This is a genomic window from Candidatus Mycalebacterium zealandia, from assembly GCA_014075295.1.
GTDB lineage: Bacteria > Desulfobacterota_D > UBA1144 > Nemesobacterales > Mycalebacteriaceae > Mycalebacterium > Mycalebacterium zealandia.
This window is the reverse complement of the sequence record CP046180.1, coordinates 695,757-716,679: the sequence shown is the minus strand read 5'-3', so window position 1 is coordinate 716,679 and position 20,923 is coordinate 695,757. Positions and strand designations below refer to the sequence as shown.

Annotated in this window: 20 protein-coding genes; 14 read left to right on the top strand and 6 right to left on the bottom strand. The window is 48.5% G+C overall.

The window, feature by feature from the left end; all coding sequences use genetic code 11:
* The first annotated feature begins 1 nt into the window (after position 1).
* The 9 genes from sdhA to GKS04_03475 all read left to right on the top strand — a co-directional run bounded on the left by sdhA (position 2) and on the right by GKS04_03475 (position 10,678).
* The gene (sdhA, locus tag GKS04_03515) at positions 2-1,912 is read left to right on the top strand and encodes a succinate dehydrogenase (quinone) flavoprotein subunit (protein ID QMU56232.1); all 1,911 of its coding nucleotides are present in this window, start codon (positions 2-4) and stop codon (positions 1,910-1,912) included.
* Between the two features lie 30 nt (positions 1,913-1,942).
* Entirely contained in the window at positions 1,943-2,683 is a 741-nt protein-coding gene (locus GKS04_03510) for a succinate dehydrogenase/fumarate reductase iron-sulfur subunit (protein ID QMU56689.1), read from the top strand.
* An 18-nt stretch (positions 2,684-2,701) separates the two neighbouring features.
* Positions 2,702-3,865 carry an ADP-forming succinate--CoA ligase subunit beta gene (gene sucC, locus GKS04_03505; protein ID QMU56231.1) on the top strand — a complete coding sequence of 388 codons (1,164 nt, stop codon included), beginning with the start codon at positions 2,702-2,704 and terminating at the stop codon, positions 3,863-3,865.
* Positions 3,866-4,051: 186 nt separating this feature from the next.
* On the top strand, positions 4,052-4,897 hold the full coding sequence (locus tag GKS04_03500) for a sigma-70 family RNA polymerase sigma factor (protein ID QMU56230.1): 846 nt from the start codon (positions 4,052-4,054) through the stop codon (positions 4,895-4,897).
* Position 4,898: 1 nt separating this feature from the next.
* Positions 4,899-6,812: a molecular chaperone DnaK gene (dnaK, locus tag GKS04_03495; protein QMU56229.1), complete on the top strand. Its 1,914-nt coding sequence runs from the start codon at positions 4,899-4,901 to the stop codon at positions 6,810-6,812.
* A gap of 1 nt (position 6,813) precedes the next feature.
* On the top strand, positions 6,814-7,344 hold the full coding sequence (locus GKS04_03490) for a gamma carbonic anhydrase family protein (GenBank protein QMU56228.1): 531 nt from the start codon (positions 6,814-6,816) through the stop codon (positions 7,342-7,344).
* Positions 7,341-7,973 (top strand): nucleotide exchange factor GrpE, encoded by a 633-nt coding sequence (grpE, locus tag GKS04_03485; protein QMU56227.1) that lies wholly within the window; start codon positions 7,341-7,343, stop codon positions 7,971-7,973. Before GKS04_03490 ends, grpE begins: the two co-directional genes overlap by 4 nt.
* A gap of 1 nt (position 7,974) precedes the next feature.
* Complete coding sequence (dnaJ, locus tag GKS04_03480; GenBank protein ID QMU56226.1) at positions 7,975-9,033, top strand: molecular chaperone DnaJ; 1,059 nt, start codon at positions 7,975-7,977, stop codon at positions 9,031-9,033.
* Positions 9,034-9,097: 64 nt separating this feature from the next.
* Positions 9,098-10,678 carry a tetratricopeptide repeat protein gene (locus GKS04_03475; protein ID QMU56225.1) on the top strand — a complete coding sequence of 527 codons (1,581 nt, stop codon included), beginning with the start codon at positions 9,098-9,100 and terminating at the stop codon, positions 10,676-10,678.
* Positions 10,679-10,741: 63 nt separating this feature from the next.
* Here GKS04_03475 and GKS04_03470 read toward each other — a convergent pair whose 3' ends face one another.
* Positions 10,742-11,014 (bottom strand): molybdopterin synthase sulfur carrier subunit, encoded by a 273-nt coding sequence (locus GKS04_03470; protein ID QMU56224.1) that lies wholly within the window; start codon positions 11,012-11,014, stop codon positions 10,742-10,744.
* Positions 11,015-11,024: 10 nt separating this feature from the next.
* Positions 11,025-12,269: a threonine synthase gene (locus GKS04_03465; protein ID QMU56223.1), complete on the bottom strand. Its 1,245-nt coding sequence runs from the start codon at positions 12,267-12,269 to the stop codon at positions 11,025-11,027.
* A 134-nt stretch (positions 12,270-12,403) separates the two neighbouring features.
* Between GKS04_03465 and GKS04_03460 the strand changes: the two genes are divergently transcribed.
* From GKS04_03460 to GKS04_03450, 3 genes are read left to right on the top strand one after another with little or no spacing between them, the layout of a single operon-like run.
* Entirely contained in the window at positions 12,404-13,222 is an 819-nt protein-coding gene (locus GKS04_03460) for an MBL fold metallo-hydrolase (GenBank protein ID QMU56222.1), read from the top strand.
* An 8-nt stretch (positions 13,223-13,230) separates the two neighbouring features.
* Positions 13,231-16,953 (top strand): methionine synthase, encoded by a 3,723-nt coding sequence (metH, locus tag GKS04_03455; protein ID QMU56221.1) that lies wholly within the window; start codon positions 13,231-13,233, stop codon positions 16,951-16,953.
* A gap of 19 nt (positions 16,954-16,972) precedes the next feature.
* Positions 16,973-17,767 (top strand): tetratricopeptide repeat protein, encoded by a 795-nt coding sequence (locus GKS04_03450; GenBank protein ID QMU56220.1) that lies wholly within the window; start codon positions 16,973-16,975, stop codon positions 17,765-17,767.
* Between the two features lie 3 nt (positions 17,768-17,770).
* Here GKS04_03450 and GKS04_03445 read toward each other — a convergent pair whose 3' ends face one another.
* Entirely contained in the window at positions 17,771-18,103 is a 333-nt protein-coding gene (locus tag GKS04_03445) for a hypothetical protein (GenBank protein ID QMU56219.1), read from the bottom strand.
* A gap of 56 nt (positions 18,104-18,159) precedes the next feature.
* Here GKS04_03445 and GKS04_03440 point away from each other — a divergent pair, with 56 nt between their 5' ends.
* Both GKS04_03440 and GKS04_03435 read left to right on the top strand, forming a co-directional pair.
* On the top strand, positions 18,160-18,600 hold the full coding sequence (locus GKS04_03440) for an EamA family transporter (protein ID QMU56218.1): 441 nt from the start codon (positions 18,160-18,162) through the stop codon (positions 18,598-18,600).
* A gap of 7 nt (positions 18,601-18,607) precedes the next feature.
* Complete coding sequence (locus GKS04_03435) at positions 18,608-19,522, top strand: hypothetical protein (GenBank protein ID QMU56217.1); 915 nt, start codon at positions 18,608-18,610, stop codon at positions 19,520-19,522.
* Positions 19,523-19,576: 54 nt separating this feature from the next.
* Here GKS04_03435 and GKS04_03430 read toward each other — a convergent pair whose 3' ends face one another.
* From GKS04_03430 to lipB, 3 genes are read right to left on the bottom strand one after another with little or no spacing between them, the layout of a single operon-like run.
* On the bottom strand, positions 19,577-19,918 hold the full coding sequence (locus GKS04_03430) for a DUF86 domain-containing protein (GenBank protein ID QMU56216.1): 342 nt from the start codon (positions 19,916-19,918) through the stop codon (positions 19,577-19,579).
* Positions 19,919-19,937: 19 nt separating this feature from the next.
* Positions 19,938-20,219 (bottom strand): nucleotidyltransferase, encoded by a 282-nt coding sequence (locus GKS04_03425; protein ID QMU56215.1) that lies wholly within the window; start codon positions 20,217-20,219, stop codon positions 19,938-19,940.
* A gap of 49 nt (positions 20,220-20,268) precedes the next feature.
* Positions 20,269-20,922 (bottom strand): lipoyl(octanoyl) transferase LipB, encoded by a 654-nt coding sequence (gene lipB / locus GKS04_03420; protein ID QMU56214.1) that lies wholly within the window; start codon positions 20,920-20,922, stop codon positions 20,269-20,271.
* Position 20,923: the final 1 nt, after the last annotated feature.

Here is a 20,923-nt window from a genome sequence, read left to right as displayed (position 1 = left end):
ATTGTCTTTTAACGCAAAAATTCCCGAAGGCGCACTTAAAGATAAATGGACTAAATACAAATCCACCGTGCCTCTGGTCAATCCGGCGAATAAACGCGGGTTCAAAGTCATTGTGGTGGGTAGCGGGCTCGCCGGAGCTTCCGCAAGCGCGTCTTTGGCGGAGTTGGGATATCAAATAACAAACATCTGCATACAAGATTCTCCGAGAAGAGCTCACAGTATCGCCGCGCAGGGCGGAATCAACGCCGCGAAAAACTACCAGAATGACGGAGACAGCGTATGGCGTCTTTTTTATGACACAATCAAAGGCGGGGACTACAGGGCAAGAGAGGCAAACGTTTACCGGCTTGCGGAAATAAGTGCGGGAATTATAGACCAGTGCGTCGCGCAGGGCGTTCCGTTCGCCAGAGACTACGGGGGGCTGCTTGAAAACCGCTCTTTCGGGGGCGCTCAGGTGTCCAGAACTTTCTACGCGCGCGGACAAACCGGGCAACAGTTGCTCATAGGCGCATATAGCGCGCTTATGAGACAGGTGGACAAGGGAAGTGTTGAGATTTTCCCGATGAGAGAGATGCTTGACCTTGTCGTCATCGGAGACGCGGCGCGCGGAGTGGTGTGCAGAAATCTCGCGACCGGCGAAATAGAATCATACAGTGCGGACGCGGTTGTTCTCGCGACCGGCGGATACGGCAACATCTACTATCTTTCCACAAACGGCAAAAACTCAAACGCGACAGCGGCATGGCGCTGCCATAAAAAAGGCGCACTGTTCGCCAATCCATGTTTTACGCAAATTCATCCCACATGTATTCCCGTGTCGGGAGACCATCAGTCAAAATTGACGCTCATGAGCGAAAGTCTGCGCAATGACGGAAGAGTGTGGGTTCCGAAAAACAAGGACGACAAACGAAGCCCCGACCAAATCCCTGAAAATGAGAGGGACTACTACCTTGAGAGAAGATACCCCGCCTATGGAAATCTGGTGCCGAGAGACGTGGCTTCAAGAGCCGCCAAGGCGATATGCGACGAGGGGCGGGGAGTGGGAGAAACCGGGCTCTCAGTCTATCTGGATTTTGCATACGCGATAGAACGCCTCGGGCGGGACGCGGTCAAGGAAAAATACGGCAACCTTTTTGATATCTATCACAAAATCACGGACGAAAACCCCTACGAAGTTCCAATGAGAATCTATCCCGCTGTTCATTACTGCATGGGCGGGTTGTGGGTTGATTACAAACTGATGAGTACAATTCCCGGTCTTTTTGTTCTCGGAGAGGCGAATTTTTCAGACCACGGAGCAAATCGGCTCGGCGCGAGCGCGCTTATGCAGGGGCTCGCGGACGGATATTTTGTCATTCCCTATACAATAGGCGAATACTTTGCCGGCGCGAATTTGCCGGACATCAGCGCCAGCGTGGATGAATTCAAGCAAGCCGCCGAATCCGTCCGGAAAAGCACGGACAAAATGCTGTCAATTAAAGGAAGCAAGACAGTGTTGGAGTTCCACCGCGAGCTCGGAAAAATCATGTGGGACTATGTAGGAATGTCCAGAAGCAAAGACAGCTTGAACCACGCGCTTGCTGAAATACCTAAACTCAAAGAGGAGTTTTGGAGCAACGTCAAAATCCCCGAAAACTCCGACACTATAAACAAAAACCTTGAAATGGCGGGCAGGGTCGCGGATTTTCTTGAACTCGGCGAACTGATGGCGAAAGACGCTCTTGAAAGAGAGGAGTCGTGCGGCGGACATTTCAGGGAGGAATATCAGACCGAAGAGGGCGAAGCGTTGCGCGATGATGAAAAATACGCCTATGTTGCCGCGTGGAAAAACAATCCGGACGGAAGTCCCGAGATTCAGAAGGAAACTTTGGGCTTTGAGTTTGTGAAACCGTCAACGAGGAGTTACAAATAAACCGTTTCAATGTCTGAAAACTCCAAAACAATGAACCTCACGCTGATGGTCTGGCGGCAGAAAGACGCACAATCCAAAGGTGCGATGGAAAAATACGAAGCGGCGGGCGTGTCGCCCGATATGTCTTTTCTTGAAATGCTTGATGTCGTGAACGAGGGGTTGATTAAGGAAAATAAAGACCCCATCGCTTTTGACAGCGACTGCAGAGAGGGAATTTGCGGCACTTGCGGAATTACCATCAACGGAGAAGCTCACGGACCCGAATCAACAACAACGGTTTGCCAGTTACATATGCGTCATTTTAACAACGGAGACACCATATTTATTGAACCGTTCAGGGCAAACGCTTTTCCGGTTCAAAAAGACCTTGTTGTTGACAGAAGCGCGTTTGACAGAATCATAAGCGCGGGCGGATACATCTCGGTAAACACGGGAAGCGCGCCGAACGCGAATGACGTTCCCGTTCCTAAAAACATAGCGGATGACGCCATGGATTCAGCCGAATGCATAGGGTGCGGAGCATGCGTTGCGGCTTGCCCGAACGCGTCCGCTTCGCTTTTCACATCGGCGAAAATATCGCATTTGGGAGTTCTGCCTCAGGGTAAACCCGAAGCGGCGGGCAGAGTTAGAAGGATGATCAACCAGATGGACGCCGAAGGGTTCGGAAACTGCTCAAACCACGCCGAGTGCGAAGCCGTCTGCCCAAAAGGAATTTCAATCATTAACATTGCAAGAATGAAAAGGGATTGGATAAAATCAGCCCTTAAATAAACTCCCGAGGAGAAAAAAATGAACCTTCACGAATATCAATCAAAGGAATTGCTGGGAAAATACGGTGTACCCGTTCCGGCGGGAAAGGTGGCGGCTACGGCAAAAGAGGCGGTGGAACACGCCAAATCCCTGAAGTTTGACAAGTTTGTTGTCAAGGCACAGGTGCTTGCCGGGGGCAGAGGAAAAGCGGGCGGAATTAAAATTGCCGAAACCCCCGAAGAGGTGGAAAAAATCAGTTCCGAAATGCTGGGGATGACGCTTGTAACACACCAGACCGGACCCGAAGGAAAGGTTGTGCGCAAAGTTCTCATTGAAGAGCCGGCGGACATCAAGCACGAGTTTTATCTGGCGATTGTGTCAGACCGCTCAAACGAAAAGGACGTTGTTATGGCAAGTTCCGAGGGCGGGGTGGAAATTGAGGAAGTCGCGGAAAAGACGCCTGAAAAGATTATCAAGGAATTTATTGACCCGGCAATCGGCATACAGCCGTTTCAATGCAGGCGTATCGCCTTTGGAATCGGCCTTACGGGCAAAGCGGTGAACAAAGCGGTCGCTTTTATATCAGCGCTTTACAGGCTTTACACTGAAAATGACTGCGCAATCGCGGAGATAAACCCTCTGATACTGACCGGAGAGGGCGAGTTGCGCGCGCTTGACTGCAAAGTGAATATTGATGACAACGCCCTGTACAGGCGCAAAGCGCTTGAAGAAATGCGGGACGTAAGCGACGAAAACCCGCTTGATGTGGAAGCGAGAGAGGTGGGAATCAGCTTCGTCAAAATGGAAGGCAACATAGGATGCCTTGTCAACGGGGCGGGGCTTGCGATGGCGACAATGGACATTATTAAATACTACGGCGGCGAGCCGGCCAACTTCCTTGACGTCGGCGGCGGCGCTACCACTGAACAGGTAACGAAAGCGTTCAAAATGATACTCAGCGACAAGAACGTGAAATCGGTTCTGGTCAACATATTCGGCGGCATAATGAAATGCGATGTCATTGCGGAAGGCATTATCGCCGCCGCCAAAGAAGTCGGAATCAATGTTCCGCTCGTTGTGCGGCTTGAAGGCACAAACGTTGAACTCGGCAGAAAAATGCTCTCGGAATCCGGACTTGACATAACAACCGCCGCGGATATGAAGGAAGCCGCGGAAAAAGCGGTAAAATCCATATCCGGCTGAAAAAACGCGGTTTTCACCGTAAATGTAAAAACACCAAAGAGATATTACACTTACGGTTTGCGGTGTAACCGCCTTATTTCACACACAAATTTTTACCCGTAACTTAAAAGGTTTCTTTTTCGGGCGCGTCTTTACCGCTTGACATGGGACTTTCGGTGCTTATTTTGTTTGCCTAGGGAAGTGGAAATGAAAATACTTGCGTTAAATTCAAATATCGGCGCGTTCATGAAAGAGGTTGAGTGTTACCCGTTGCTCAGCAGAGAGGAGGAATTCGCCCTTGCCGTGAAGCATTGGGAAACGGGCGACCTTGACGCGGCGCGTGTTCTTGTGAATTCAAACCTGCGCTTTGTGGTTCGCATAGCGAAAAATTACACAAGTTACGATGTTTCCCTCATGGACCTCATTCAGGAAGGGGCGCTCGGGCTGATGACCGCGGTCAAAAAATTCAATCCGCATCGCGGCTACCGCCTTGTTTCATACGCGGTCTGGTGGATAAGGGCGCGCATAAACGAGCACATTATGCGGTTCTGGAGCAGTGTAAGAATAGGAAGCAGTCGCAACGAAAGAAAACTGTTCCAGAAAATTTCTGCGGCGCGACGCGCGCTTTCGGAAGAGAAAACAACACCTGAAAAACTGTCCGAAATGCTAGGCGTGAGCGCGCGGGAAATAACGGAGATGGAAACTAGAACTTCGGCTAGGGATTTTTCGCTTGATTCCAAAATCGGCGGAATGTCCGGCGCGGGCTCGTATCTTGAACTTGTCGCGGACACAACCCCGTCTCAGGAAACGGCTCTCGCGAAATCGCAAAATGAAAATTGGCGGAAAACGGCTTTGAACAAAGCGCTTGACGGACTTGATGAGCGCGAAAGGGAAATTATCACATCGCGTTTTCTAACAGAAACTCCCGTCAAACTTGAGGATCTCGGAAAAAAATTCAGAATCTCCGCTGAAAGGATACGGCAGATAGAAAACAAAGCCATTTCCAAAATCAAGCGGTCGCCAAGCGTCAGCATGGCAAAAATGGAGGAATAAAATGTCAAAAATAATCGGTATAGACCTCGGAACAACAAACTCCGTCGTCTCAGTTGTGGAAGGCGGAGAAGCAAAGGTAATAGTGAACGAGGAGGGAGAGCGCACAACCCCTTCAACCGTGGCTTTCACAAAAGATGACGGAACACTTGTCGGTGCTTCGGCAAAAAGGCAGGCGGTAGTCAATCCCGCAAACACGGTTTATTCGTCCAAACGCTTGATTGGAAGACGGTTGGATGAGGTTCAGGACCTTGTGGAGAAACTTCCCTACAATGTGGTTTCGGCGGACAAAGGCAAAGATGCGTGGATTGAGATTGAAGGGGAAAAATACTCTCCGCCGCAGATAGCGTCCCATGTTTTGATGAAACTTAAAAAGGCGGCGGAAAGCTACATCGGTTCCGAAGTAACGGAAGCGGTCATAACCGTTCCGGCGTATTTCAATGACAGCCAGCGGCAGGCGACAAAAGACGCGGGCAAAATAGCGGGGCTCAAGGTTGACAGAATTATCAACGAGCCGACCGCGGCGGCGCTCGCATACGGTTTTGACAATCAGAAAGACCGCAAAATTGTGGTTTACGACCTTGGAGGCGGAACCTTCGATGTTTCCGTGCTTGAGATAAGCGAAGGTGTTATTGAAGCGAAATCAACCAACGGCAATACGGCTCTCGGAGGAGACGACTTTGACCGCCACATAATCTCCTACATTATTGAAGAGTTCAAAAAAGACAGCGGCATAGAACTCGCGGGAGACAAAACGGCAATTCAGCGTCTCAGAGAGGCGGCGGAAAAAGCCAAGGTGGAACTGTCAAGCAAACTGGAAACGGAAATCAACCTTCCGTTTATAACCGCGGACTCTTCGGGCGCGAAGCATCTTGTGATGAAAATCACAAGATCGAAGTTGGAGCAGTTAATAGAACCGATGGTCAAGGGAACATTGGAACCGTGCCAAAAAGCTCTTCAAGACGCCGGACTCAAAGCGTCCGACATATCGGAAGTTCTGCTTGTCGGCGGTTCAACAAGAATGCCGCTTGTGCAGAAAACCGTTACGGAATTTTTCGGCAAGGAACCTCATAAGGGAATCAATCCCGATGAGGTTGTTGCAATGGGAGCGGCTATTCAGGGCGCGGTGCTCGGCGGAGACGTAAAAGACATTCTGCTTCTGGATGTTACGCCGCTTTCGCTCGGAATTGAAACACTTGGCGGAATAATGACCCCGATAATTGAAGCGAACACGACAATCCCGACCCAGAAAAGCCAGATATTCACAACCGCCGAAGACAATCAGACGCAGGTGGAAATCCATGTTCTTCAGGGAGAGCGGAAAATGTCCACGGACAACAGAACTCTTGCAAAGTTCATTCTGGACAAAATCCCCGCCGCGCCCAGAGGGCTTCCTCAGATCGAGGTGTCTTTTGACATAGACGCGGACGGCATTCTGCATGTTACGGCAAAAGACAAGGCAACCGACAAAGAGCAGAAAATCAAGGTTGAGGCGTCAAGCGGACTGTCTCAGGAAGAGATAGACGCGATGATAAAAGAGGCGGAGGAAAAGAGCGATGAAGACGAGCAAAAACACAAAACCGTTCAGGCGAAAAATCAGCTTGATCAGTTGATTTACTCAACCGAAACGACCTTTAAAGAACATAAGGACAAACTGTCGGACGAAGAGAGCAAAGATCTTGAGCAGGCGCTTGAATCGGGAAGAACCGCGATAAAATCCGGTAATGCGGACGAGATTGAAAAAGCGTCCGAAGCGATAACAAAAGCGTCTCACAAACTCGCCGAGATTATGTATAAACAGCAGCAGAGCGCAACCGACGGCGCGGCGGACGCGAAACAGCCCGGCGGAGAACAACCCGACAAGAAAAAGGGCGGCGATGACGGGGAAGTTATAGACGCGGAAATAACAGACAAATAAATTGATTAAATCCCTGAAAGGAAAAACTCCGTCCATACATCCGAGCGCGTTTATAGCAAAGCAAGCGGTAATAGTCGGAGATGTTGCCATCGGCGCGCGTTCAAGCATATGGTTCAACACGGTGGCAAGAGGCGATGTCCACCACATAAAAATCGGTGAGGGGACAAACGTGCAGGACAACTCAATGCTTCATGTAACCGGCGGCATGCATCCGCTTGAAATAGGAGACCATGTTACCATTGGGCACAATGCGATTGTTCACGGATGCGTAATCAAAAACAGGGTTTTGATAGGAATGGGAGCAGTCGTGCTTGACGGAGCGGAAATCAACGAGGAATCAATAGTGGGCGCGGGTGCGGTTGTGCCTCCGGGTTTTGTTTTACCTTCGGGAAAACTCGCGGTCGGAGTTCCGGCGAAAGTGGCAAGAGACCTGACGAACGAGGAGAGGGAAAGCATAAGAACATCGGCTGACAACTACATAAAAAACTCAAAAAATTATATGGAAGAGCCGGATTTTGCGGAAGGAAAATAAAAGTGAGTTCAAAGAAAAAAGAAAAAACCGAAGAAACACCGGAACAAAAACCGTCCGCCGCGCCCGCTGACGCGAAACAGACGAAAAAGAAAGAAATCAACGCGGAAAAGGCGGAAAACTTTGAAGAGAAATACAACGAACTCAACGACAGGTTCCTGCGTCTGGCGGCGGAGTTTGACAATTACAAAAAACGCGCCGAAAAAGAAAAAGAAACCGTGCGTCTTTCGGGAATACGTGATTTGGCGGCGTCAATTTTCGGCATTCTGGACAGCCTTGAACTGGCGCTCAAACACAGCTCCCAATCAGACGCGGACAGTGATGGACTTATTCAGGGCGTCCGCCTGACTTACGAGCAATCCGTGTCTCAACTCGGCAACTTCGGCATAACTCAACTGTCCGCCGGAGTTGGCGAAAAATTCAACCCGTCAGTGCATCAGGCAATAGAAAGCAGGCCGTCCGAAGAAGTGGAAAATGGTTGCGTGGCGGAGGAAATCGCGAAGGGATATACTGCGGGCGAAACATTGATTCGTCCGATCTTTGTCGCGGTTTCATCGGGAAGCGCAGAGCCCGAAAGCTCCGAACCGGAAAATAAAGAACAGTCCGGCGAAAACGAAAAACCGGAAAAGTAAAATGGCTAAAACAGACTACTACGAAACGCTCGGTGTTTCGCGCGGCGCAAACGATGACGAAATCAAAAAAGCGTATAGAAAGCTTGCTCAGAAATATCATCCCGACAGAAACAAAGACAAAAAGAAAGCGGAAGAAAAATTCAAGGAAATAAACGAAGCGTATCAAGTGCTTTCAGACGAAAACAAACGCTCTCAGTATGACAATTTCGGACACGCTGGCGCTGGAGGGCAAGGTTTTGATTTTGGTCGCGGGTTTGGCGGCGGAGCCGGGGGTTTTGAAGATTTAGGCGGACTTTTCGGCGACCTTTTTGACGATGTTTTTTCAGGCGGCGCGGGGCGGCGTGGACCGGCGAAAGGACAGGACCTCATACTTGACCTTGGCATATCGTTTGAAGACGCGGTATTTGGGTGCAAAAAAGAGGTTGTGATACCCCGAACCGTGAAATGCACCGATTGTGGCGGCAAAGGCGGAGACAAAACCGTCACCTGCGACCAATGCGGCGGAAGCGGAAACCAGACTTACAGACAAGGACCTTTTCAGATGCGCCAAACTTGCCGTGGCTGTCAGGGCAGGGGCGAGTTGATAACGGAACCGTGCAAAAAATGCCGGGGCAACGGAGTTGTAACGGAAAAAAGCAAGGTCAACGTTTCAATTCCACCCGGAGTTGACAGCGGAACCCGCTTGAGAATCAGAGGCGAGGGGCAAGCCGCCGACAACGGCAAAGGAGAAAACGGCGACCTCTACATACGTTGCATTGTCGCCGAACATGAAACTTTCAGAAGAGAAGGCGCGGATTTGATACGCGAGGTACAAATAAACTTCATCCAGGCAATCAAGGGCGATGAAATCTCAATCCCGTCTTTGAGCGGCGACAAGATTAACTTCAAAGTACCGGGCGGAACTCAGTCGGGAACGGTTATGCGGCTCAAAGGAAAAGGAATTGCCAATATGAACGGCAGAGGCACGGGTGATTTGTTCGTAAACGTAAAAGTGGAAATTCCAAAAAAACTGTCCGGGAAACAGAAAAAACTTATTGATGAATTGGAGAAAGAGTTTTAGTGATTCTGGCATTTTTCGGTTTCGTTTTCCATTTCACTTCCAAAAATCGTAGGGAAATATCAAAATGAGCAAAATCATTATAAAAACAGTTGCAGAATTTCATGAGCGGCTGTACGAACTTAAAAAAGACAACAATTTGTTTTATAGAGGGCAATCTAATGCAGAATGGCAGGTTAATTGCTCTGCTTTTCGTCGCCTGAACCATAAATCCATTGAACCAGACTTGGCAACGCCTCTGGTTATAGGCTATTTGCAATCTCTTATCGATAGGCTCAAAATGCGTGGATTGGCTGATGAAGAAAATCCGAAAAACTTAGAACTGTTAGCAAAATTGCAACACCAAGGGGCTGCCACAGGACTTATAGATTTTACCCGGAACCCTTTGATTGCTCTCTGGTTTGCCTGTAATGAAAACAAAGAAAAAGACGGGGCTGTTCATATTCTTTCCAGTTCACAGACAAAAGAAATAAACAATCAAAACCTTGAAGAGGAAATAGAGGATTTCTATAACAATCATGGTGATTCTAATCCATGGCTATGGGAACCTTCTGCTCGTGGAAATCGCACTGTGGCTCAAAGTTCTATCTTTGTCTTCGGTGTCGTTTCTATTCAACCAAATAGAATGGACAGGTTTTTGGTTGATAAAGATAGTAAAACCCAAATCATTGAAGAATTACAATACACATATGGCATTGATGAAGAATCGTTGTTTTCTGATTTTTCCGGTTATGCCGTGGCAAATTCTTTGAATAAAACATTTGATATTGAACGTAGTGTAAATTACTGGAAAGAAAAGATTGACTCCGCAAACAATGATGTGGAGAAAGCAAGAGCTCACTTTCACTGTGGAGTCGCATACTATGCGGTAAAAAACTCCACAGATGCTATAAATCAATTTAGCAAAACAATAGAACTTAAACCAGATTATGCGGACGCTTATTACAATCGCGGAGGTTGTTATGCAAAGAAAGGCGAATATGACAAAGCCATTGCTGACTACAACGAAGCGATAAACCTTAAACCAAATGATGCGGACGCTTATTACAATCGTGGAGGTTGTTATGCAAAGAAAGGCGAATATGACAAAGCCATTGCTGACTACAACGAAGCGATAAACCTTAAACCAGATTATGCGGCCACTTATAACAATCGTGGGGGTTGTTATGCAGAGAAAGGCGAATATGACAAAGCCATTGCTGACTGCAACAAAGTGATAAATCTTAAGCCAGATTATGTGGAAGCTTATTACAATCGTGGGGGTTGTTATGCAAAGAAAGGCGAATACGACAAAGCCATTGCTGACTGCAACGAAGCGATAAACCTTAAGCCGGATTATGCGGAAGCTTATTACAATCGTGGGGGTTGTTATGCAGAGAAAGGCGAATATGACAAAGCCATTGCTGACTACAACAAAGCGATAAAACTTAAGCCAGATTACTATCTTGTATATTACAACCGTGCAATAAGTTTTTTACACTTGCAAGAGTTTGGTAAAGCCAAAGAAGATTTTACAACCGCCAAAGATAAAGGTCTTGATATAGTTAATTTGTTCAACAATGAATATGGAAGCGTTGCGGATTTTGAAAGCAAAACAAGTATCAAATTGCCTGCAGATATAAAAGAAATGCTTGCAAAAAAATCGTAATGCCTGCTCTTCCAAAAAAAGACTTGGTTACACGCTTGTACGGGTAAACCGCCTTATAAATCCTCATCCGCCCGCAATTGCGGGGATTATTGAAACATTGTCGTTTTCTGAAAGGGCGGTTTCTTTTCCGTCAAGAAACCTGATGTCTTCGTTGTTGACGTAGATATTTATAAACCTTCTGATTTCTCCGCTCTCGTCACAGAGCCGGTCTTTCATTCCGGGGCATTCCGCTTCAAGTTTTTCAATCATATCGCCAATATTTGCGGCGGCAACGTTGAGTTCGTCTCTGTCTCCGGAAAGATTTCTGAGAGGGGTGGGTATTCTGACAAGCGGCATTTTCGGCTCCTTATTTGCTGTTGTTTTCCGCGAACATCTTTTCAAAATCCTCAATATTCGGTTCCATAAGATAAGGGGTTGAAACGCTGTTTTCAATCGCGTCCTGAGTTTTAAGCCCGTTGCCCGTTATGCACAGCACGGTTGGCTCGCCGTCAGGTATGCGACCCTGCGCTATCAGTTTTTTCGCGCTCGCCACCGTAACACCGCCTGCGGTTTCGGTGTATATGCCCTCGGTCTCGGCAAGAAGGGCGATTCCCTCGCGTATTTCGTCATCGGAAGCGTCTTCGCTCCATCCGCCGCTCTCATTTATGATCTTTATCGCGTAGTAACCGTCCGCGGGATTTCCTATTGAAAGCGATTTTGCGATTGTGTCCGGTATAACGGGCTTGAAAAAATCCCTTCCGTCTTTGACGGCGGTGGAAATCGGCGAGCAACCTGCCGCTTGCGCTCCGTGCATAACCGGAGCGGGTTCGGAATCGTCAATAAGCCCGACCTCCCGCAGTTCGCCGAACGCTTTATGGATTTTCGTCAAAAGAGAACCGCTCGCCATGGGAACAACAATATGGCGCGGGAGCTTCCAGCCCATCTGCTCCGCCACTTCAAAACCCAGGCTTTTTGACCCTTCGGAGTAGTAGGGCCTCATGTTCACATTCACAAAAGCCCAATCGCGCTTGCCCGCGATTTCACTGCAAAGGCGGTTCACATCGTCATAAGTGCCTTTAATGCCTATAAGTTTCGCGCCGTAAACAACGGTGTTTATCACCTTGGATTTTTCAAGATCGTGCGGAATAAAAATTACGGCTTCAAGTCCGCGCTCGGCGGCTATTGAAGCGACCGCGTTGGCGAGATTGCCCGTTGACGCGCAAGAAACAGTTTTGTATCCAAACTCAAGCGCCTTTGAAAGCGCGACCGAAACAACCCTGTCTTTGAAGGAAAGCGTGGGAAACGAAACCGCGTCGTTTTTCACATAAAGGTTTTTGTGCCCGAGAGCGCGTCCCAGTTTTTCCGCTTTGAGAAGCGGAGTAAAACCCACATCAAAGCCGGCTTGCGGTTTTTCATCAATGGGAAGAAGCTCGGCGTATCTCCATATGTTCGGAGCGCGAGACGCAATTTTTTCGCGCGAAAGAGCATTTTTCACGGCGGAATAATCGTAATTGACCTCCAGGGGACCGAAACAGTCCTCGCAAACATGCAGAGCTTTTTTCGGGTATGAACGCCCGCACTCTTTGCAGGAAAGTTGCTGAACAAAAGACATTGCTTAAAAGCCCCTTTTTCACAATCAATCCGCGCCGCAACGGACTGCCATGAAGCAAAATCGGGATATTAATATGACAGCGACACGGCGGGTTGTCAAAGCCCGCGCCGCCCGGACGGAAGCGAAATGGTTTTTTGATTGAATCCGGGCATTGTGTAGATTTTATGGGACTTATGGAGATTTTTAACTGCGGACAGTTTTTCATAACAAGGTTCTCTGTTCCAAAAAGCGACTCTAACTACAGTTACACCGTCTGCTGTTCGGAAACGGGAAAGTGCGCCGTTATTGACCCCCTGTCGCCCGGGGAAATCCTTGACCACATCGCAAGCGAAGCAATGTCCGCGGAAGTCATCATTAACACGCACTCCCATCCCGACCACATAGCCGGAAATGAATCCGCGGCAAAGGCAACGGGCGCGCCGATTGTTTCACACGCACTTGGCGCGGAAAAAACCGGAGCACGGCAAACCGTGGGCGAGGGAGACGGCATCAAGTTCGGCAATCTGTCATTCTCGGTTATGCACACACCCGGACACTGCACCGACCACATAACGCTTCTTATTGACGGAAATGCTTTCGTGGCGGACACTCTGTTTCTTTCGGGTTGCGGAAACACCCGTTTCGGAGGCAATGTGAATGACCTTTTCAATTCCGTCCGGCGGCTTGGGCAACTGGACGACAAAATCCGTGTTTTCTGCGGGCACAACTACGCGGAAACAAATCTTGAGTTCGCGCTCAGCATTGAACCGGACAACACAGACGCCAAAAGAAAACTGGGTGAAGTAAGGACAAACGGCAACCCCGTTTCAACAATAGGTGAAGAAAAACTTTACAATCCGTTTATGAGATGCGGAAATGAAGGCGTGGCGGAGAAAATGCGCGAAGTGTTCCCGCAGGCGCGAGATGAAGCCAAAATTTTTTCTGAGCTCAGAGAGCTCAGAAATAACTGGTAAAACAAGGAATGAAAAAATCAAAATCGTCCGGGCGTGAAACTGAAAACGCCCTGAAAAAACTCCTTGAAAAAAGAATCGTGTTCCTTGATGGCGCCATGGGAACAATGATTCAGCGCCTTGGTCTTGAGGAAAAAGATTTCAGAGGAAAAATCTTTAAAAACGCTTCCGCCGAAACGCTGAAAGGAAACAACGATATTCTGGTTCTGACAAAACCGGACGCAATTCTGAACATACACAAGGCGTATCTCAAAGCGGGATGCGACATCATTGAGACAAACACATTCAACGCGACATCAATATCGCAGGCGGATTACGGGTTGCAAGACCACGTTTTTGAAATCAACAAAAAAGCGGCGGAAATCGCGGTGCGGGCGGTGAAGGAAGCCGGAGGGCGAACAAGGCGTTTTGTTGCCGGAGCGCTTGGCCCCACAAATAAAACGGCGTCAATGTCTCCGAAAGTTGAAGATCCCTCTTACAGAGCCGCGACTTTTGACGACCTCAAAGCCGCCTACATTGAGCAAGCCGAGGGGCTCGTCGAAGGCGGCGCGGACATTCTGATAGCCGAAACAAGTTTTGACACTCTCAACCTGAAAGCCGCCATTTACGCAATAGAGGAAATGTTTGAGAGAAGAGGGCTCACAATGCCCGTTATGCTGTCAATGACCATAACGGACATGTCGGGCAGAACGCTTTCCGGACAGACGGTTGAGGCGTTCTGGAACTCGGTCAAACACTCAAATCCCATCAGTGTGGGAATTAACTGCGCGCTCGGAGCATCAGAAATGAGGCCCTATATGGAAGACCTCGCGCGAACCGCGGACTGTTTTGTCAGTTGCTACCCCAACGCCGGACTGCCGGACCCCATGAGCGAAACCGGATATAACGAAAAACCCGAAGACACTTCGGAGCTGCTCACTGAATTCGCCCGCTCATCTCTTGTAAATATCGTGGGCGGATGTTGCGGAACAACCCCCGAACACATCGCGGAAATTGTGAAAAGCCTGAAGAAAATCCCGCCGAGAAAACCCGCAAAGATTCAACCGGCAACCCGCCTGAGCGGTCTTGAGCCGCTAACTATAAAATCGTCAAAAGGAGCGCGAAACAGCGATGGCAATCTGATAATTGTCGGCGAAAGAACAAACATTACGGGCTCTCCGGTGTTTTCGCGCCTGATTAAGGAAGACAAGTTTGAAGACGCTTTGCAGGTCGCGCGCCAACAGGTTGAAAACGGAGCAAACCTTATAGATGTCAATTTTGACGAAGCGATGCTGGACGGCGAAAAATGCATGACGCGTTTTCTCAATCTCGTTTCGTCCGAACCCTCAATAGCGCGCGTTCCGATAATGGTGGACAGCTCACGGTGGGGAGTGATTGAAGCGGGTCTCAAATGCGTTCAGGGCAAATGCATTGTTAACTCCATAAGTTTGAAAGAGGGCGAAAAAGTTTTTCTTGAGCAGGCGCGGACAATCAAACGCTACGGAGCCGCCGCCGTGGTTATGGCGTTTGACGAAAAAGGGCAGGCGGCAACATGCAAGGACAAAGTGAGGATATGCCGCAGGGCATACAAACTGCTTGTGGAAAAAGCCGGAATTGCTCCCGAAGACATAATCTTTGACCCCAACGTGCTCGCCATCGCGACAGGAATTGAAGAACACAACGCCTACGCGCTTGAGTTCATAGAATCCATAAAAGAAATCAAAAAACATTGCCCCGGCGCGCTTATAAGCGGAGGCATAAGCAACCTTTCATTCTCATTCAGGGGAAACAAAAGGGTGCGCGAAGCAATGCACAGTGTTTTTCTTCACCACGCGGTCAAAAACGGCTTGGACATGGCGATAGTTAACGCCGGAATGCTCGCGGTGTACGAAGACATTGAGAAAAATCTGCTTGAAAAAGTTGAAAATGCGGTTCTGAACAAAAATCCGCACGCCGCGGAAGATTTGCTTGAAATCGCCAAAGAGTTCCAGAGCGGCAAAAAATCCGCCGATGAAAAAGACTCAAATCTGTGGAGAAAAGAGAAGATTGAGGAGCGGATAAAACATTCGCTTGTGCACGGAATTGTTGACTTCGTTGAAGCGGACACGGAAGAAGCGCTCAAAAAATATAAAAAACCGCTGAAAGTTATAGAGGGTCCGCTGATGGGCGGAATGAAGATTGTCGGAAAACTTTTCGGGGAAGGGAAGATGTTTCTGCCTCAGGTGGTCAAAAGCGCCCGTGTGATGAAAAAAGCGGTCTCTTTTCTTACACCGCTCATGGAAAAGGAAAAAGGTGGAAAACTGGCGGACAGAAAATTCGTTATCGCCACGGTAAAAGGCGATGTTCACGACATCGGAAAAAACATAGTTTCCGTGGTGCTTTCGTGCAACAACTATGAGGTTATAGACCTTGGCGTGATGGTTTCGTGCGAGAAAATTCTCAACACCGCGAAAAAGGAAAACGCGGACGCGATAGGAATGAGCGGGCTAATAACGCCGTCCCTTGACGAGATGATATACAACGCGGCGGAGATGGAGCGGCGGGGCTTGAACATTCCGCTTCTTGTCGGCGGCGCGACCACAAGCAAAACGCACACGGCGGTAAAAATTTCCCCCGCGTATAGTGGAATGGTTGAGCACGTTAAAGACGCCTCGCTTGTTGTCGGCGTCTGCGAACAGATTTTGAACCCGAAAAAATCCGCACAATACGCGAAAACCCTTGAAAGCGAACAGGAAAAACAGCGGCAACGGCATTTAGCCGGATCGGGCGCGCTTGAATACACGGACATTGAAACGGCGCGGAGCAAAAAATTCAAAGCCGATTGGAAGAAACATTCCGTTACCAAGCCCGAAAAAACGGGCGTTATACCGTTTAAGAACATCAGCACGGCGGACGCCGCCGAATTTATTGATTGGTCTCCGTTTTTCTGGACGTGGGAACTGAAGGGCTCTTTCCCCTCAATTCTCAAACACCCGAAATGGGGCAAACAGGCGACCGAACTTTACAATGACGCGCGTGCGGTACTGGACGAAATTATAAAAACCGGCGCGTTCAATCCGCGCGCGGTAATCGGCTTCTGGCCCGCCAACGGCAACGGGGACGATGTAAAAATATATTCGCCGAACAGCAAAGGCGGGCAGGCAATCGCGACCGCGCATTTCCTGCGCCAGCAAACCTTGAGAAAAAACGCGAAAGAGGAAATCTATTACTGCAACTCCGATTTTATTCTTCCCGAAGAGTCCGGCAAACGGGACTACATCGGGGCATTTGTCGTAACAGCCGGAGACAAAACTGATAAATACGCGGAAACATTCAGACGCGCCGGAGATGACTACACTTCCATAATCGTAAAAGCGCTCGCCGACAGAATAGCCGAATCCCTCGCCGAGATGATGCACAAAAAAGCCCGTGAAATATGGGGTTACGGCAAAAGCGAGAAGTTTTCCAAAGAAGAACTGATAAAGGAAAAATACAAAGGCGTAAGGCCCGCGCCGGGATATCCTTCATGCCCTGACCATACGGGAAAACTCACAATCTGGAAACTTCTGGATGTGGAAAAACACACCGGAGTTTCGCTCACGGAAACCCTCGCGATGAATCCGGCAAGTTCGGTTTCGGGATTTTATTTCGCGCACCCGCAGGCAAAATATTTCAATGTCGGGAAAATACGGGAAGACCAGTTGAAAAACTATGCGAAGAGAAAGAGGGTATCATTGAAAGAGGCAAAAAAATGGCTCACGCCCAACTTGGCGTAAAAATTCACAAAAAGGAGAAATGAAAATGTCTGAAGATTTTGAAAGTACGTTCAAAAAAGGAAATTCGTGCGCCGGTTCCGAAGACTGGAACGGAGCGGTTGAGAATTACAACAAAGCGATTGAAGGAAAGCCCGACCATCCGGACGCGCGCTACAACCTCGGGGTCGCGCTGTCAATGCAGGGCAAACTGCGAGACGCGATTGACTCTTACTCAAAGGCGGTTGAAATTAAGCCGGACTACGCGCAGGCGTTTTACAATCGCGGTTCTCTGCTTGTTGACATCGGAGACCACAGCCCCGCGATAGACGATTTCAACAAAGTTGTAGAGATGATGCCGGATTTCGCGGGAACTTATGTAAGCAGGGGAACGGCTTACGGGCGGCTTGGAAAATACAAACTTGCCATAGCCGATTACGACAAGGCGATTGAAATTGATCCGAAAAACGGCGAAGCGTTTTACAACCGCGCCACCACATACCACAACTTGCTTAGGGATTATGAAAACGCGCTGAAAGATTACGACAAAGCGGTTGAAATCAACCCGAATGACTTTGAAAGCCTTTACAGCAGAGGACACGTCTATGACAGCATGGGCAACAACAAAAAGGCGGCGGAAGATTTCAGCAAAGCGTTTGAGATAAATCCCGAATTCACAAAAGCTCTTTTCGCGCGGGCGACCGAATATCAAAAACTCGGAAAGTTCGCCGAAGCGAAAGCGGATTTTGAAGCGGTAATAACAAAAGAGCCGGACACCGAACTCTCAAGAACCGCAAAAGAGGTTCTCAAAGCAAACGAGCAACGGATGTCGTCATAAGGATTACGCAGACTTAATCAATTCCGGCAATTCCCGCACAAAGCGCGAGCGCGGCAGAACTTTGTCGCATCCGAGTTGTTTGAATTTGTCCGCCGTGTCTTTGTCAACGTGCGGATAGTAGCCAATGCACACCGCGCCGGGCAGGGCGGTTTTTACAAGTTTGAAAGCGGCTTCGGATTCCCCGTTCGCAAGATCCAGAATCACAAGTGAAAGACCGTCCGCCGCCGCAGAGCGCAAATCTTCAAGCGAACGCGCGAACAAAACTTCCGAACTTCCGGAGGCTTCGCGGATGCGCGATGAAAACATAAGGTCTTTTGTGAAGGCGGCGATTTTCAATGCCTGCGTTTTTCCCTTTGACTGAAAGCATATAACCTAACACCCTGAAACAAGTCATGGAAACGCCAATGAGAATAACAGTGATGGCGCTTGCGGTCGCGGCGGTATGGGGGCTCAGCCCGATTTTTGAGAAATTGAGCCTCAGAGACACATCCACAACCGTTGTTATGACGATACGGCTGCTGTTCATATCCGCCGTGATAACGGTTTTTACAATCGCGACCGGCAAAGGAGCGGAGATTTTTCAAATCAGCGGAAAAACGCTGTTGCTTATTATCACCGCCGGGCTTCTGGGAGGCATTGTCGGGCTTTTCCTTTTCTTCTCCGCGCTGAGAGACGGAGAAGCGTCTTATGTTATTCCGCTCGCGGCAACCGCTCCGCTTTTCTCCGCGCTTTACGCCTGGGCAATTCTCGGCGAAAGAGTTACATCAATGCGCCTCGCGGGAATTTTCCTCATTGTTGTCGGCGCCGCTCTTGTTTATTGGACGAAGAAGTAGGTTCTATATGAAAAGAAAAATTACATTTCTCGCTTTGGTTCTCTGCCTGATATTTCCGGCGTTGTCGCACGCAAATAATTTGCTTAATCAGAAGTTTATGGCAACTGCAACAGTTGAAGATGTTGAGAGAGAAATCAGAAACGGAGCGGATGTTAATGCAAGAAATGAACACGGCTGGACGGCTCTGATGTTTGCGGCACAGTTCAGCACAAATCCGAAAATCATTATCTCTCTCGTCAGAAATGGAGCGGATGTTCACGCAAGAGATGAAAACGGCGTTACGGCTCTGATGTGTGCGGCATATAACAACACCAACCCGGAAATCATTACCACTCTTGTTAAAAAAGGAGCGGATGTTAACGCAAGAATTAAAGATGGCTATACGGCTCTGATGGCAGCAGCAGAGAACAATACCAATCCGAAAATCATTACCTCTCTCGTCAGAAATGGAGCGGATGTTAACGCAAGAATTGAAGGCGGGACTACGGCTCTGATGTTTGCGGCCCGTTCCACCACCAATCCGAAAATCATTACCTCTCTCGTCAGAAATGGAGCGGATGTTAACGCAAGAGGTGAAGGCGGGACTACGGCTCTGATGTTTGCGGCAATGTTCAACACCAATCCGGAAATTATTACCACTCTTGTCAGAGACGGAGCGGATGTTCACGCCAGAGGTGAAGACGGGACTACGGCTCTGATGGCAGCAGCATACGGAAATACCAATTCGGAAATTATTAATGCATTACTTGAAAACGGGGCAAGTCCGCGACTTGTGAACGATGAAGGAAAAACAGCATTTGATTATGCTAAAGAAAATGAAGCGTTAAAGAATACCGAAGCGTATTGGAGACTGAATGAATTGCGATACGGTAATCCCACTAAGCCCAAAGGTTTCTTTGACAAAATCAGAGAATTATTTTAGTTCGGTTTTCACCCCTCATAACCAAACACATCCGCGAAATGCTTCACAAGCGAATCACCCAAGATCTTTCAGCATCTTCTTCAAGGTTTCGCGTAGTTTCGGAATATCATTCTCACAGATGTCAAAAACTTCTTCTTTTTCTATTCTGAAATAGTGATGGGCGAAGAAATCCCTTGTTCTTATCATGTCCGTCCAAGGCACTTCTCCGTGGTCGGAAAGGGTGCTGCCATCCATTTTTTCGTCAATTTTTTTGATTGACTCACCCATAGCAATAAGGTTCATACAGATTGCGTCCAAAGTTTTTTGCCCTTCAGGGGACGAAAAATCCTCAGCACTTTTTATGTCTTGAAACCAGCCTATGATTTTTTCCGCAGAGCCGGAAACCTGTATCAGCATTTCTTTCAATAACTCTTTGTCAGACAACGACCATATCCCTCTCTATTCGTCTTTTCAGGTAAAGATTGTCCACATTTCTGCTGACGACATCCACCGGCTTCTTCAGATATTCCCCAAGTTCTCTCTCTATGCGAATCATCACATAAAGGTTCGGCTGTTTGAGTTTAATTACAACATCAACATCGCTTTCAGGTGTTGCTTCGCCTCTCGCAACAGAACCAAAAACGCCCATTTCTAAAATGCCGTATTTGTTTGCGTTTTCCGCTTTCCAGTTCTTCAGTTCTTGCAGTGTTTCTTCCATCGCCCCTGATTATAGCATAGAAACGCCTTTTCCTTCACCGTCTTGTTTGTCAAAACCCCTCATAACCAAACACATCCGCGAAATGCTTCACAAGCGAATCGCAGACCAATTCCGTGTCAATATCATCGGGGGTTTTCGTCCAATCTTTTATTGAGGTCATTTTCACTTGCGGAATTCCGCAGGGAACAATTGTGTCAAACCACGAAAGGTCTGTATTCACATTAAGCGCGAAGCCGTGCCATGTTACCCACCTGCGCACGCCAACGCCGATTGAGGCAATTTTACTGCGCTTGACCCACACGCCCGTGAGTTTTTCAACACGGCGGGCGGAAATGTCAAAATCACCGAGAGCGCGGATAATCACCTCTTCAAGCGAGCGCACATAACCCGGAACGCCGCCTTTGCGCCCCTTGATACCGATAATCGGATAGCCCACAATCTGCCCCGGACCGTGAAAAGTTATGTCTCCGCCTCTGCCCGCGCTCGCATCAACATAAACGCCTTTTTTTTCAAGAAATTCCGGGCTTGCCATAAGGTTTGAAAGATTTCCGCGCCTGCCCGTTGTGATTGTCGGCGGATGCTGGAGAAGAATTAAAGTGTCGCCGGTTTTGTCGGCTATGCGTTTTTCAAGAATTTGCTTCTGGATTTCAACCGCGCCGGGGTAGTCAACAATGCCGGGTTTCTGAAGCTTTAGTTTTTGCAAA